Origin of the sequence: Candidatus Binatus sp. (assembly GCF_036567905.1) — a bacterium.
Taxonomy (GTDB): domain Bacteria; phylum Desulfobacterota; class Binatia; order Binatales; family Binataceae; genus Binatus.
Map to the genome: position 1 here is coordinate 1 of NZ_DATCTO010000085.1, position 15341 is coordinate 15341.

Sequence of the window (15341 nt, forward strand, 5' to 3'; positions counted from 1 at the left end):
TACTGGGTGCAGGGGTCACCCCTGCCTCAGTTCGGCTTCAATGCGCGCCAAGAGAAGCCCGCGGGCGCGCTCGCGGTGACCAGCGCAATCGGAACCCATAGCGTGAAGATCAATCCGAGCATTGGCGAATGCCATAGCCAGAACAGCCCGTAAATCACGTAGGCGGCCAGCAGCGCGCCGTGCAGCATCGTGCCCGGCTCGCCCAGGCCCCCATCGATTCGCGAAAACAGTTTCGACGCCAGCATCCCCTGCCCCAGGCAATGCCACGTCCCGTAGAAGCGGCATCGCCGGCAGACGTTGCTGCTTGTCTCGAACCACAACGCGCCGATCAACCCGAGCCCCAGGATCGCGGCGCCCGCGCTGTGCTCGGATGCGATTGAAAGCGCGAGAATACTGAACAGGATCAGCCCGCCCAGGCCAACCACGCGAAACATGATTGGCGTCTGGAGGATGTAAACCAATGGCTCGAAGGGGCCGGGGTTGCGTCGCATATGAAGTAAGTACGAACGACCAATCTACTCGTTACCCGAAAACGCGCAAGCACACGCCCCGCTGGCGCTGACCGGTCCAATCGGGGGGGGGCGCGACCGAGCGCCATCGAGCGCGAATCGCTTCGTACTGCGCGGCCGGCGACGGCCCTGCGTTGGCGTGCGCGATACTCGATTGCCATAGGGATGAACCGCGAAGATACGGAGAATTGCGAAACGAAGCAAAAAGAAAAGAGCCGGATGACGACGCGTCCGGCCCTTCAAGCAATGCGAGCTGTGAAATCCGCTCAGGCGGCCCGCTTGGTCTCGATAGCCAGGCTCTCTTCCGCGATCGAACCGCGCTTGGAGAAGGTGACCGCGATCGAAAGCGCGATGATCGCCGACACGACGACCGCGACCCGCAGCAAAGTCACGCCGCCGAGCGCAACCGTGGTGAACGGCGCCGCCAAAATCGCGACCAGGTTCATCACCTTGATCATCGGGTTCAGCGCAGGTCCCGCCGTGTCCTTGAATGGATCGCCGACGGTATCTCCCACCACGGAAGCCTTGTGCACGTCGGTGCCCTTGCCGCCCAGGAACCCGTCCTCGATCTTTTTCTTGGCGTTGTCCCAGTTCGCGCCCGCGTTCGACATGAAGACCGCCATCAACTGGCCGGTCAGGATCGTGCCGCCGAGGAACCCGCCCAGGGCGCCCGCACCAAGACCGAAACCGACCAGCAGCGGCGAGAAAACCGCAAGGATTCCCGGCCCCAGCAGTTCTTTCTGCGAAGCTGCGGTGACGATATCGACGCACGCGCCGTAGTCGGGCAGCTCTTTGCCCTCCATGATCCCCGGATGCGTGCGAAGCTGGCGGCGGACCTCGAACACGATCTGATAGGCCGCGCGGCTGACCGCCTTAATCGCAAATGAACTGAACAGGAATGGCACCGCGCCGCCGATCATCAGGCCCACGAACACGGTCGGCATGTTGATCTGCACGCCGATCGCGCCCAGATGTGCCTCATCTATGAATGACCGGAACAGCGACACTGCCGCCAGCACCGCGGTCGCAATCGCCAGCCCCTTGGTCAGCGCCTTGGTGGTGTTGCCGATCGCGTCCATCCACGACAGCGTCTTGGACGCCTCCTCCTGATGGATTCCGCCCATCTCGAAAATGCCGTGGGCGTTGTCGGTGATCGGTCCGTAGGTGTCCATCGCGAGGATGAAGCCGGTGGTCGTGAGCAAGCCCAGCCCGGTCAGCGCGATTCCGTAAAACTGGAGCGCGAGCGACTCGTGGAAAATCGCCATCGCGCCGATGATCGCGGCTGCGATCATGAGCAGCGCCCAGACCGACGACTCCAGACCCTCGGCCATGCCCGACAGGATCAAGGTCGCCGGACCGGTGCGCGCCGCCATCGCGGTTTCAGTGACCGGGCCCTTGTCCGGATGCGTAAAATAGTTGGTGAGCCACAGCGTCACGACTGCGAGAATGATTCCCAGCGACGCGCAGCAGGCGAAGCGCCAATCGGTCGCGCCGGTGCGCGGGTCGTCGAGGTAAAAATAGTTCACGACGAAGAATCCGATCACGGATGCGATCGCCGAGGTCATGTAGCCGATATTGATCGGGCGCATCGGATCGAGCATTTTGCCGGCCGGCACGCGCACCGCCATGATTCCGATGATCGACGAAAACACGCCGACCCCGCGCAGGATCAGCGCGAACATGATCAGTTTGACCGCGAACATGCCCGCGTACTGGCCGTAGGCCGCGATAAAGTCCGACTCCTGCAGCGCGTAGGCCGCCAGGATGATCGCGGCCACCAGCGTCACTTCGTAGGACTCGAAGACGTCGGCCGCCATGCCGGCGCAGTCGCCGACGTTGTCGCCAACGTTGTCGGCAATCGTGGCGGGATTGCGCGGGTCGTCTTCGGGCAGATCCTGCTCAATTTTGCCGACCAGGTCGCCGCCGACGTCAGCCGCCTTGGTGTAGATTCCGCCGCCGACGCGCATGAACAGCGCCGCCAGCGAGCCGCCGAAGCCGAAGCCCACCAGCACCTTCATCGCGTTTTCGCGGAACACCAGGAAGATGATCGTCGCGCCCAGCAACCCCAGCCCGACCGTGAACATCCCCGAGACTCCGCCCGCCTTGAATGCCAGTTCCATCGCGGCCTTGAAGCTGGTCAGCGCGGCGTTGGCGCTGCGGACGTTGCCTTTGACCGCCAGCCACATCCCGACGTAACCGGCGCAGTAGGAAGCGGTGACGCCCATCAGGAAGGCGATCGAGATGCCCAGCGGCAGGTACAGGCCTTGATAGACGTTGCGGTACATGAGGAACAGCGCGACGAAGATGACGGCGACGAACCAGATCATGGTTTTGACCTGGCGTCCGAGGTACGCCATCGCGCCGAGTTCAATCGCGTCGGACACGTCGGTCATTGATTTTGGTCCGGGGTCTGCCGCCAGCACTACGCGTATCAGCACAACTCCGTAGGCCAGCGCGACCAGCGCCGAGACCAGCACCAGCCACAGGATCATGACCTGACCGCTGGTTAAAGTGGGCAGAACGATATTCGCTTCGCTCATCGCAATCCGAGTCTCCTGAAAAAGTCGAGGTTTGGCGCGCCGCCCGCTGTCTAATTGAATCGCGCCGCTCACGGCCGGGCGATTACCCTCTGGATATCTGGCGCAGTCTAGGTTTTCCTGAATACGATGTCCAGTTATCTAAGGGGTGCCCCCTTTGTCATTCTGAGCGCAGCGAAGAATCCCGGATTCCCGTGCTCGCCGCGACTCGAAGCGCCGCCGAAAAGAAGAGGCCCCGGCGCGATTGCCAGGGCCTCGGAGATCACGCCGCGACGAAACTTCGGATCACGGCGCCGTGAGGCCCACGTTCGCGCAAGGTCCATCCACGACGGTCTGCACCAGGTTGCTGGTCGAGTTGCCTTTCGCCGTCAGCGATGCGGTGCTGCCCCGGCATTCCATACTTACCCCGGTCGCGTTCTTGTTCGCTTGCACCCCCGAAATGATGCCCCATTTACTGGCGAAATCGACGCCGGTACCGGCATTTCCGGTGGATTTGCTCGCTGTGACCATGTTGTCGCCGGACGTTGGGAAATCCATTCCGTCGCCGCCGTTGCCTGCTGAGGTCGTTTTGATCACGCCATTGTCATCGCTGGCCAGTTCGATGCCGTCGCCGGAATTTTTCTGGACCTTGCTGCTGATCACGAAATTGCAGCAATCCAGCATTTCAACGCCTATGCCTGTGTTGTTGGATACGGTGCTTCCAACCAGCGTGTTGTCGCCGGAGGCAAGGTAGATTCCGTCATTGCCGTTAGAGTTGGCCTGTATTTTCGTCAAGCTGCTGTCGTCCGAATCTATGAAAATACCGGTACCGCCGTTGTTGTTCGCCTTGACCGAATTCAACGTATTGCAGCATCCGTCGATGTAGATCCCGTCGCCCGTATTATTCGACGAATCGACGTTGGATATTATCGCTTCGCCCGAGTCGGCCAGGTCGATGCCGTTGTCGAAGTTGCGGATTTTGCCGTTGGCGATAATCGCGTAATTGTACTCGATGCTGTTGTCGGTTATCGCCGCGCCGCTTCCGTTGCCGGTAATCGTTTTCCCCTTCATGTCGATCGCGACATTGGCCGCAGCGATCACCAGGCAGTCGCCCGTGGCGGTCAGGTTGCTGGTCAGGTAATAATTCCCGGCCGACGACAGCGGTCCGCATGTTGAAATCGCAGTAGCGGCGCGCGCGCGCCCGCATAATCCTCCAATCAGCACCGTCGCAAATAGCGCGGTCGTAAGCCTCCGCGCCGAGTATTTGATATTCATCGTGACCTCCCATCAAAGATCCCGGTCGATGCGTGGTCGCACGCCGGGATCAGGTCTGGACATCTCCAGTATTGGTTCGAATCCATCGGGCTCAAGGCGCCTTGCTAGAGCTTGTTGTTCAGCTGCGTGCATGTGCCGCCGCTGGTCGTAAGTGAACCACCCGTGTTGCTCTTGGCCGTCAGCCCTGTGATCGCTCCCGGACATCCCACGTTCGCGCCCGCGCCATGGTTTCCAACCGATTGGCTGTTCGTGATCTGGTTGTCAGTGTCGCGTAGGAAAATCCCGTCGCTGGTATTGCCACTGGCATTGGTGCTGGTGACGAGATTGTCGCTGTCGATGAGATTCACACCGTAGCCCAAATTGAGCGCCACCGTGCTTTGGACGACGAAGTTGCAACAGCCGTTCATATCGACGCCGTCTAAACCGTTTCTCTGCACCTTGCTTGAGACCAGGAAGCTGCAGCATCCATCCTCCACGACCCCGGCCCCGGCGTTGGCGGTAATGGTGCTGTTGGAGACCGTTGTGCAGCAACCGGTTGTGACTATGCCGCCGCCCGCGCCGTTGTTGTTGGCCTGGACGTTGTTCAGCGTGTAGTAACCATCCGAGGCGACGACCCCGACAGTGCCGTTGTTGTTCGCCTTCACGGAATCGAGCGTGCTGCAGCAGTCTCCGACCAGGATTCCGGTCTCGACGTTATTCGACGAGTCAACGTTGCGGATCACCACGCAGCACGAGGTGTCGAGTCCGATGCCGACGTCGAAGTTGCGGATCTTGCCGTTTGCAATCGCCATCGACTCGAAGTGCCCGCCGCCGTCGGAGATTCCATCGCCGGTCCCGTTACCGGTGATGGTATGGCCCTTCATGTCGAGCGAGACGCCTTCGCTGGCGACGACGATGCAGGTGCCGGTCGCGGTCAGATTCGTCGTCAGGAAGTAGTTTCCCGCCGACGACAGCGGCCCGCACGATGATACCGCCGTGTCGGCGCGCGACGGCGACGGGGCCAAAAGCAGCGCCAACGCGCCCAGGACTCCCAGCGCATATCCTCTAAAACCCCTCTCAAACGACATATTCCCTCCCCGACCGCGCTGCTTTGACTGCGCTAAATCGAATCGGGCGCGCCGTACCCGGTGCGCGCGAAGTTCGAATGCGCTACAGGCGGTCGCAAGACCTTTTACCCGTCGGGTCAAGGATATTGCAATAAGGGTCCGTCATCTCGGCACGTCGGTTGATTCCGACGACTGCCGTGTGTTTATCTGTAAAGGTTGAACCGCCATGAATGTAAATATCGAAGAACCCAATAGTCTCCGGCGCAAACTGACGATTGAAGTCGAGCCCGACGAAATCAAGCATGAGCTGGATCGCGCATTTAACGAACTCAAACGCGGCGTTGTGCTCAAGGGCTTCCGCCCCGGCCATGCCCCGCGCAATCTGCTCGAGCGATTCTTCGGCGAGCAGGTCCGCGGCGAGGTGATTCAGAAGCTCGTCAAGCAATACACCGATAAGGCGCTCGAGGAGCACAACCTCAAGCCCGTGGTCGCGCCCGAAATCGTCACCGAACAGACCGACCTGCAAAAAGACCTCGCGCTCAAGTTCAGCGCGACCTTCGATCTTTGCCCGAAGATCGAGGTCAAGGACTACGAGGGCCTCAAGGTGCCCGAGTCCAAAGTCGAGGTCACCGGCGAGCAGGTCGAGGAGGCGATCGAGCGTTTTCGCGAGCGCCAGGCGACGCTCAAGAAGATCGAGGATCGCACCGTCGTCGAGGACGGCGATTACGCGCTCGCCTCGATCGAGGCCTTCGAGGACGGCAAGCCGCTCGCGCCCACCAAGCCCGACGATCGGCTGGTTGAAGTTTCCGAGCGCGCGCTCGCCCACGGCGTGTTCGAAGTGCTCAAGGGCGCCGAGCTGGGAATGCAGATGAAGGCCTCGAAGACCTACCCGGCCGACTACAGCCACAAAGACCTCGCCGGCAAAACGATCGAATGGCGCGCGACGCCCAAGGAGATCTATCGGCGCGAGTTGCCGACCGTCGATGATGACTTCGCCAAGGATCTCGGCGACGAAAGCCTCGAGGCGTTCCGCATCCGCGTTCGCGCCGAACTGCTCGCCCACGCCGAGCAGGAGGCCAACGCTCGCGCCCGCCAGGGACTGCTCGACATCGTGATCGAGCGCAATCCGGTCGAACTGCCCCAGTCGCTGGTCGCGCGCGAGCTGAGCGCGATGGAAGCCGAGCTGCATCAGACGCTCGAAGCGGGCGGCCTGTCGCATGAGGACGCCGGCGAGCGGGTCAAGCAGAATGCCGACGATTTGAAGACGCGGGCCGAGAAGCGCGCCCGCACCGGGCTTATCGTGGACGCGCTCGCGGAGCAGGAAAAGATCGAGATCAATGACGAGGAGCTGGGTGCGCGGGTGGCGGCGATCGTCACCCAAAGCGGGCGCAATCGCGACCGCGCCGCCGAGTTTTACCGCAGCCCCGACAATCGCGAGGCGCTACGCCAATCGATGCGCCGCGAGAAGGCGCTCGACTTTATTCTGAGCCGCGCCAAGCGCGAAGACGCCGCCCCCGAGCCGAAGTAGCGTCGATGCTACTTCGTTCGGAACCAATCACGGTTGCTCCCCCATTTCCCAGACGTTACAATCTGAAGGCGTCGGCGGCCTGCTCTCGATTGTCGCGACCTGGCTGTGGCGCGAACCGGATTTATGAGCAACCTGGTACCGATTGTCGTCGAACAGACCGGCCGCGGAGAGCGGGCCTATGACATCTACTCTCGCCTGCTGAAAGACCGCATCGTTTTTCTCGGCACCGAAGTCAACGACGACGTCGCCAACCTGGTCACGGCCCAGTTTCTGTTCCTCGAATCCGAAGATCCTGAAAAAGAGATCAACTTTTACATCAATTCGCCGGGCGGCTCGGTGACGGCCGGGATGGCGATATACGATACGATGGAGTTTATCCGGCCTCCCGTTTCGACGCTGTGCCTGGGGCAGGCGGGCAGCATGGGCGCAATCCTGCTGCTGGCGGGCGCCAAGGGCCGGCGCTACGCGCTGCCGCATTCGCGAATCATCCTGCATCAGCCGCTGGGCGGGATGCAGGGACCGGCGAGCGACCTCGAAATACACGCCAGGGAAATTTTGCACGCGCGGGAGGACATCAACAACATCATAATGAAGCATACCGGACAGAATCTGCGTAAGATCGAGAAGGATACCGATCGCGATTATTTTATGTCGCCGCAGCAGGCGGTTGAATACGGACTGATTGATGAGGTAATCGTTAGCCGGAGGCCCTCCAAGTGAGCCGCGGGAGGCACTATGGCCAAGCATGACGACCGCTCCGGCAACCTGGTTTGCTCCTTTTGCGGGAAGAGCCAGGACGAAGTTCGAAAGCTGATCGCCGGCCCGACGGTTTATATTTGCGACGAATGCATCGATCTTTGTAACGACATTATCGCCGAGGAGACTGACAGCGAGGAAGCCTTCAGCCAAAGCTCCGCGGTGCCCAAGCCCGCCGAAATCAAGCGGGTGCTCGACCAGTACGTGATCGGTCAGGAGCGCGCCAAGAAAATCCTCTCGGTCGCGGTCCACAATCACTACAAACGCATCGACTCGCAGATGGTGACTGGCGACGTCGAGCTGCAGAAATCCAACATCCTGCTGATCGGCCCGACCGGAGTCGGCAAGACCCTGCTGGCGCAAACCCTCGCCCGCTTCCTGCAGGTGCCCTTCACCATCGCCGACGCGACTTCGCTGACCGAGGCCGGCTACGTCGGCGAGGACGTCGAGAACATCATACTGTCGCTGCTCCAGAACGCCGACTACGACATCGAGCGATGCCAGCGCGGCATCGTTTACATAGATGAAATCGACAAGATCGCGCGCAAGGGCGACAACCCGTCGATCACCCGCGACGTGTCGGGCGAAGGCGTTCAGCAAGCCCTGCTCAAAATCATCGAGGGCACGATGGCGTCGGTGCCGCCCAAGGGCGGCCGCAAGCATCCGCAGCAGGAGTTTCTGCAGGTTGACACCACCAACATCCTGTTCATCTGCGGTGGCGCGTTCGTTGGACTCGACGACATCATCCGCCGGCGCATCTCGGGCAAGACGATGGGCTTTCGGGCCGACCTGACCCATCGCGACCCCAAGACGGTCTCCGAGCTTTTATATGAAGTGCAGCCGGAGGACTTGCTCAAGTTCGGATTGATTCCGGAATTCGTCGGCCGACTGCCCGTGATCGCGACGCTCGGCGAATTGGACGAGGAAGCGCTGGTGCGAATCCTGACCGAGCCGAAGAATGCGCTGGTGCGCCAGTATCAGAAGCTCTTCGACATGGAGAACGTTCACCTGAAATTCACCCAGGGTGCGCTGCGCGCGATCTCGCGCGAGGCGCTCAAGCGCAAGTCGGGCGCTCGCGGACTGCGCGCCATCATGGAAGCGATCATGGTGGACCTGATGTACGAAATCCCCTCACAACCGAACATCAAGGAGGTGCTAATCTCGGAGGAAGTGGTTACTCAGAAGGAGCAGCCGCTGCTGGTCTATCAAAAGACCGCCGAAACCGCATAGCCCGGGAGACTCGAGAACTACAAGATGCTTTTTCGCAACGACAAGAAAGATAATCGCGATGCAACGACGAACGTGGTGCCATTGTTCCCGTTGCGCGAACTGATCGTTTTCCCACATGAAGTCTATCCCATCTTCGTCGGACGCCAGAAGTCGATTAAGGCTCTGGAAGCCGCCGAGGCCAAGAAGACCCCGATTCTGCTGGTGACGCAGAAGGACCCCAAGGTGGCCGAGCCCGCGCCGCGGGACTTGTACACGGTAGGCACGCTCGGCGTCGTCGTGCAGTTGCTGCGCCTGCCCGACGGCACCGTCAAGGCGCTGGTCGAAGGCAAAAAGCGGGCGCGCGTGATCCGCTACGTCGCCGACGAGGAATATTTCCAGGTCGAGGCCGAGGAGATCGAGGAAGTCAGCGAGCGTACCACCGAGGTCGAGGCGCTGATGCGCTCGGTGGTCTCGACTTTCGACAACTACGCGCGGCTCAACAAGAAGATTCCGCCCGAGATGGTAACCTCGATCGCGGCCGTCGACGATCCCGCGTTCCTGGCCGACAAGCTGGTCGGACACCTCGGGATCAAGCTCGAAGACAAGCAGGCGCTGCTCGAATCGACCGTCCCGGCCGAGCGGCTGGAGAAGATCCTCGGCTACATGCGCTCGGAGCTGGAAATCCTCGAGGTCGAAAAACGCATCCGCTCGCGCGTCAAGAAGCAGATGGAGAAGACGTCCAAGGAGTACTACCTCAACGAGCAGATGCGCGCGATTCAGAAGGAGCTCGGCGAGAAGGACGAATTCAAGAACGAGATTCAGGAACTGGAAGAGAAACTTCGGCAGAAAAAGATGCCCGCCGAGGCCCGCGAGAAATGCGAGCGCGAGATCAAGAAACTCAAGATGATGTCGCCAATGTCCGCCGAGGCGACCGTCGTGCGCAACTACCTCGATTGGTTTCTTGGGCTGCCGTGGTTCGAGTACACCGAGGACAAACTCGACATCAAGGAAGCCGAGCGCGTGCTCGAGGAAGATCATTACGGCCTGGAGAAGGTCAAACAGCGCATCCTGGAATACCTCGCGGTCGAGACCCTGGTCGGCCAGATGAAGGGGCCCATCCTGTGCCTGGTCGGACCTCCGGGCGTCGGCAAGACCTCGCTGGGCAAGTCGGTGGCGCGCGCGACCGGACGCAAATTCGTGCGCGTGTCGCTGGGCGGCGTGCGCGACGAAGCCGAAATACGCGGCCATCGCCGGACCTACATCGGCGCCCTGCCCGGCAAGGTGATCCAGTCGATTCGCAAGGCCGGATCGTCCAACCCCGTGCTGCTGTTCGACGAAGTGGACAAGATGTCCACCGACTTCCGCGGCGATCCGTCGTCGGCGCTGCTCGAAGTTCTCGATCCCGAGCAGAACTGCACGTTTAACGACCACTACCTCGACTGCGATTACGATTTGTCGAAAGTGCTGTTCATCACGACGGCGAATACGCTCGACCGCATCCCGCGGCCGCTCCAGGACCGGATGGAAGTCATCCGGATTCCCGGCTATACGGAATTGGAGAAGCTCAATATCGCCAAAAAGTACCTGATGAAGAAGCAGCAGGAGGCCAACGGGCTGCGGCCGGAGAACATCGAGGTCTCCGACGGCGCGATCCAGGGCATCATCCGCCATTACACGCGCGAAGCGGGGGTCAGAAATCTCGAGCGCGAACTCGCCTCGATCTGCCGCAAGGTTGCGGTCGAAGTCGTCAAGACCGACCGTAACGCGCACGTCAAGGTTTCGAGCTCGAGTCTGGGCAAATACCTCGGCGTTCCGAAGTTCCGCTACGGCACGGCGGAGACCGTACCGCAGGTGGGAGTGGCGACCGGGCTGGCATGGACGGAGCTCGGCGGCGAGCTGCTCAGCGTCGAAGTGACGATCGTTCCGGGACGCGGCAAGCTGACCATCACCGGACAGCTCGGTGACGTGATGCAGGAATCGGCGCAGGCCGCGCTTTCATATGTGCGTTCGCGGGCGGAAGTGCTCGGCCTCGATCGGGGCTTCTATCATCGCATCGACATCCACATTCACGTTCCCGAAGGCGCCATTCCCAAGGACGGTCCGTCGGCGGGAATCACGCTTGCGACCGCGCTGGTGTCGGCGCTCACGCGCTCGCCGATTCGCAACGACCTTGCGATGACCGGCGAAATCACGCTGCGCGGAAGGGTGCTGCCGATTGGAGGACTCAAGGAGAAGGTGCTCGCGGCGCATCGCGGCGGCATCAAGACGATCCTGATACCCAGGGATAACGCCAAGGACATCGAGGAGATCCCTCCGCAGATCATGAAGGGCATCACCTTGATTCAGGTCGAGCACATGGACGAAGTGCTCAAGCACGCACTGGTGCTGACCGACCCGGATACGTTCTTCAAGCCGGGCAAGGGCGAGAGCGACCTGGCGTTCCTGCGCGAGCCGGAACCGAAGGGTCGAATGACGCCAGGGGACGAAGAGGATACCACTGTATCCACGAACTTGTCGTAGGTTCTGAGCGGGGGACGCCGCGCCTTCCGGTCGCAACCGGAAGCGCGCGGCTCAAACGTGCGGTCGCGGATATTCGGGAGGACCGCCGAAGGCTACATATGACCAAGGCTGAACTCATAGAGGCGCTGTCGAACAAACTTCCCCTCAACAAGGCCGATGCCGAACGCGCAATTAACATCGTGCTCGACGACGTCATCGCCGCGCTGCGCCAGGGCGAGCGTGTGAACATCTCAGGCTTCGGAACGTTTTCGGTATCGGAACGGCAGGCGCGCACTGGCCGCAATCCAAAGACCGGCGAGTCGATCGAGATTGCGGCCAGCCGGTCGGCCAAGTTCAAGCCCGGCAAGCAATTGAAGGACTCGCTCAACGAAGGCGCCGCCGCCGCGCCGTCGTCGCCGTCGGCAGGTTCGTGACCGGCTCGCGCGGCCTCGATCAAGAAAATTCAAGAGGGCGGTCCGTGTGTCAACGACACACGCAGGCGCCCTCTTTTGCCGGGATTTCGGCCGCGGGCGGTTAGCTCAGTGGTAGAGCATCGGCCTTACAAGCCGGGGGTCGCAGGTTCGAAACCTGCACCGCCCACCAATAAAATCAGGCGGGTTCGTGGCCGGGAGCCAACCAACGCGGGGTCGTAAAGCGCGCTCCGTCAGCCCGTCGCCTCGCGGATCATCACCAACATCATCTTGAATCGCTCGACCGCCTTCAGGGCGTGGGGCACGTTGGCCGGCATCAGGATCATATCATCCTTGCCGAGGCGGTGCGGCACGCCGCCGATGGTTATCTCGGCCACACCGTCCAGCACCTGGACGAGGGCGTCGAAGGGCGCCGTGTGTTCGCTGAGACCCTGGGCCTCGTCGAAGGCAAATAGCGTCACCGTGCCGGTCTTCTTCTTGACGATCTCCCGGCTCACGACCGCCCCGGCTTGGTAGGCCACCAACTCAAGCGCATTGCCCGCCGTAAATTTCTGGGATGTCTTTTCGTCTTGGGGGTTCGTCGTCATGTCGTTTCCTCCTGCCGTTGTCATTGCGGTGCTCTTGCCGCATCCGTGGGGCGCGGGCACACGCTCAGGCGACGCCACCGCCCGGCCTGGGCCGATTCGCCGGCCGGAAACTGAAACTGAATCGAACGCTTCATTCTTCGGCCTGCTTTCTGTCTTTGAAAAATCCGAATAGATATTGCGCCACGCGCCGCATCTGGATTTCCTCCGATCCCTCCGTGATGCGATAGCGCCGGTGATGCCGGTAAATGTGCTCGAACGGCTTATGCCGCGAGTACCCGATCGCGCCATGCACCTGCATCGCGCGGTCCGCCGCTTCGCACACCAGTCGGTTCGCCCGGTAGTTGCACATGGCGACCTTGTCGGACAGTTTGAGCGCGACCTCGGGCTTCGACATTTGATCCATCTGCCACGCGGTCTTGTGGATGAGGTTGCGGATCATTTCGGCTTCGGTGTGCAACTCGACCAGCGGCCATTGAATCGCCTGGTTGCTCGCCAGCGCTTTTCCGAACGGCTTGCGGCCCTTGGCGTATTTCACGCTCTCGTTGATGCAATATTGCGCCGCTCCCAGCGAACTCGCCGCCTGGCGAATCCGATTCTCGTGGACGAAATGCTGCGCCACCGCCAGCCCGTTTTCCGGATCGCCAAGCATCGAGTCGGCCGGCACCGCGACGTCGGTCAGCGAGACGCGCGGGTGATCGGTGGGCATGTTGAACGTCCACAAATACTCTTCGATCTTGAAGCCTGCGCTTTTGGTTGGAACGATGAAGCAAGTGATGCCGCGCGGGCTGCCGTCTTTGCCGCTGGTCCGCGCGAACACGAAATCATGCGTGGCGACGTGCAGCCCGGTATTCCACATCTTGGCGCCGGTGATTCGCCATTGATCGCCGTCGCGAACTCCGCGCGTCTCCATCCAGGTCGCGTCGGAACCGTGCCTGGGTTCGGTGAGTCCGAACGCGATGCGCATCGAACCGTCCAGCAGCTTGGGGATAAATTCCTTTTTCTGCTGCTCGTTGCCGAAGTCGCGAAACATCAGCACCGTCGGCAGATTGCCGACGATCGAACTTTCGTTCTGCAAATCGTTGTGCAGCCCGAGTCCCTTGGCCGCCAGGTACTCGCGGATGATCGCCATCGCGAGGTTGGTGCCGTCCCGGCCGCCGTATTCCCGAGGCAGCGCGTAGCGATAGTGCCCCGCCTTGTCGGCGCGCCGGTGCATCTCGCCCAGCAACGCTTCCCACTCATGGCGCGGCAGTCCGTCGCGTTCGAAGTCGGTGCGCGCCCATTCGCGGCGATGATCGAAAAAACGGATGTTGTCGTTCTCGCGTTCGAGCGGCTTGATCTCTTTTTCGATGAACGCATCCAGCTCGGCCAGGTAGGCGGTGATATCGGCGGGAATATTAAAGTCCACGGCGTTTCTCCTCAGGCGATTGCATTATGAGCGAGGCCTAACAGAGTGCGGTTTCGAACGGAAGCGCAATCCCGCGCTCAAAAGGTGTGCACGGATGCGATCAGGCCGGCGCGATTGGCAACGATTTGGCTCAAGGCGTCTCTCCGGCGCTCGGCGAGAGTTCTTCCAATGTCTTGCCGCGAGTCTCGGGGACGAACCACAGCACGATCACGACGCCAAGGATCGGGCCGGCTGCAAAGAGTGACGCCGCGTTGCCCAAACCGCCGAGCCGCCCCGAGAGCAGCCCGATAACGACCGGCGACAGCATCCAGCAGATCTGCCCGATCACTTGCACGCACAGGCCATATCCGGTTGCTCGAATCGAGGTCGGAAACAACTCGGTCGAGAGCGCCGAAGTCGCAGTGCGCGCCGCTTGATACGCAAACATCGTGACGACTTCGCCCGCCAGGACCGCGCCGTAACTGTCGCTGGTGAACAGCACGTACATCGCCGCCGCCGCCATCAGGTAGAAGAAACTGGTGGTAAACTTTCGTCCCAGCCGGTCCATCATAAATCCGCTCAACAGGCTGCCGGCCGTGCCCATCGCATAGGCGAGGATTATCGCCGCAGCGACCTGGTGCGATGTCCAATGACGATCGCGGCGCGCGTAAAGGCTGAAGTAGGTGACCGTCGGGCCGCCGATCAATCCGATCGAGTTCCACAACCCGGCCATGATTAGCAGGCGCGCGCGATACGGACCGGCAAACGGCGCCAGGGAATTGCGAATCGACGTCCAGAATTCGGGACGCGCCTTGCCGGCCGCAGCCCGCGCCCGCTCGAGCGCATTGAAGCGCGCAGTCTCGCGCAGTCCGCGCCTCAAAAAAAAGATCATCACCAGCGGCGCGATCCCGAGCAGGTACATGCCGCGCCATCCCCATCGCGACTCCGCCATGATCGCGTAGGTAAGCGCGGCGGCAGTCACCCCGAGAAACGCAACCATGTGCAGCGCCGCGATCGCGCGCCCGCGGGTGGCGTCGGGAAACTCCTCGCTGATCATCGTGACCGCAACCCCGAACTCGGCCGCGAGAAATATCTGCGAGGTGCTTTGAAAAATCGTGAACGACTTCACCCCGGTCGAAAGCGCCGTGAACAAAGTGAAAATCGTGTAACAAAGTACGGTCGTGGAGATGATCGGCTTTCGCCCGTAACGATCGGCGAGGATTACCACGAAGAACGACAGCATCCCGCCCAGCCGCACGATCGTCGCCATCAGCCCGATCGCCGGGTCGGCCAGGTGAAAGGTCCGCGCGATTTCGGGCGTCGCCAGGTGGAAGATCGTGATGTCGTAGCCTTCGAAAATCGTTGCCGACATCAGCATCGCGAACAGCGCCGCCAGGTAGCGGCGCGGCCGCGCGATCCACGGGGCTAATTTCGGTGGTTGTAACGGGCTGTTTGGAGGAGCGGCCTGCATCGCGGATGCTTGCGCGCGCAAGGCGCACGTCGATTCGCTAAAGGTCTCAGATCATGAATCTCCCGGCAAGCCGGGGGAGCTGCGACAGCGACACCGGCTCGCATTGTTGCCGCGCGCCAGGCTGCCCGGC

12 protein-coding genes and 1 tRNA gene are annotated in these 15341 nt (G+C 61.4%); 6 read left to right on the forward strand and 7 right to left on the reverse strand.

The features are described from left to right. Positions 1-26: 26 nt before the first annotated feature. The 4 genes from VIO10_RS13095 to VIO10_RS13110 form a co-directional block, all read right to left on the reverse strand. Positions 27-491: a hypothetical protein gene (locus tag VIO10_RS13095; RefSeq protein ID WP_331964896.1), complete on the reverse strand. Its 465-nt coding sequence runs from the start codon at positions 489-491 to the stop codon at positions 27-29. 284 nt (positions 492-775) lie between these two features. After that, the gene (locus VIO10_RS13100) at positions 776-3049 is read right to left on the reverse strand and encodes a sodium-translocating pyrophosphatase (protein WP_331964899.1); all 2274 of its coding nucleotides are present in this window, start codon (positions 3047-3049) and stop codon (positions 776-778) included. A 282-nt stretch (positions 3050-3331) separates the two neighbouring features. Then, on the reverse strand, positions 3332-4300 hold the full coding sequence (locus tag VIO10_RS13105) for a right-handed parallel beta-helix repeat-containing protein (RefSeq protein WP_331964902.1): 969 nt from the start codon (positions 4298-4300) through the stop codon (positions 3332-3334). Between the two features lie 104 nt (positions 4301-4404). Then, the gene (locus VIO10_RS13110) at positions 4405-5316 is read right to left on the reverse strand and encodes a right-handed parallel beta-helix repeat-containing protein (RefSeq protein ID WP_331964905.1); all 912 of its coding nucleotides are present in this window, start codon (positions 5314-5316) and stop codon (positions 4405-4407) included. A gap of 256 nt (positions 5317-5572) precedes the next feature. Between VIO10_RS13110 and tig the strand changes: the two genes are divergently transcribed. The 6 genes from tig to VIO10_RS13140 all read left to right on the forward strand — a co-directional run bounded on the left by tig (position 5573) and on the right by VIO10_RS13140 (position 11941). Then, complete coding sequence (tig, locus tag VIO10_RS13115) at positions 5573-6874, forward strand: trigger factor (RefSeq protein ID WP_331964908.1); 1302 nt, start codon at positions 5573-5575, stop codon at positions 6872-6874. 123 nt (positions 6875-6997) lie between these two features. Further along, positions 6998-7594, forward strand: a complete 597-nt coding sequence (clpP, locus tag VIO10_RS13120) for an ATP-dependent Clp endopeptidase proteolytic subunit ClpP (protein WP_331964911.1) — start codon at positions 6998-7000, stop codon at positions 7592-7594. A gap of 15 nt (positions 7595-7609) precedes the next feature. Beyond that, positions 7610-8860, forward strand: a complete 1251-nt coding sequence (clpX, locus tag VIO10_RS13125) for an ATP-dependent Clp protease ATP-binding subunit ClpX (protein ID WP_324095957.1) — start codon at positions 7610-7612, stop codon at positions 8858-8860. 24 nt (positions 8861-8884) lie between these two features. Further along, positions 8885-11359: an endopeptidase La gene (gene lon / locus VIO10_RS13130; RefSeq protein WP_331964916.1), complete on the forward strand. Its 2475-nt coding sequence runs from the start codon at positions 8885-8887 to the stop codon at positions 11357-11359. A gap of 98 nt (positions 11360-11457) precedes the next feature. Then, entirely contained in the window at positions 11458-11772 is a 315-nt protein-coding gene (locus VIO10_RS13135; protein WP_331964926.1) for an HU family DNA-binding protein, read from the forward strand. Positions 11773-11866: 94 nt separating this feature from the next. Further along, a tRNA-Val gene (locus VIO10_RS13140) sits at positions 11867-11941 on the forward strand. Positions 11942-12002: 61 nt separating this feature from the next. On the opposite strand, the gene VIO10_RS13145 is transcribed toward VIO10_RS13140, so the two are convergent. The 3 genes from VIO10_RS13145 to VIO10_RS13155 all read right to left on the reverse strand — a co-directional run bounded on the left by VIO10_RS13145 (position 12003) and on the right by VIO10_RS13155 (position 15232). After that, entirely contained in the window at positions 12003-12356 is a 354-nt protein-coding gene (locus tag VIO10_RS13145; RefSeq protein ID WP_331964929.1) for a cupin domain-containing protein, read from the reverse strand. Between the two features lie 130 nt (positions 12357-12486). Then, entirely contained in the window at positions 12487-13761 is a 1275-nt protein-coding gene (locus VIO10_RS13150; RefSeq protein ID WP_331964931.1) for an acyl-CoA dehydrogenase family protein, read from the reverse strand. A 130-nt stretch (positions 13762-13891) separates the two neighbouring features. Beyond that, a complete protein-coding gene (locus VIO10_RS13155; RefSeq protein WP_331964934.1) occupies positions 13892-15232 on the reverse strand; it encodes an MFS transporter in 1341 nt (446 codons plus the stop codon). Between the last annotated feature and the right edge of the window lie 109 nt (positions 15233-15341).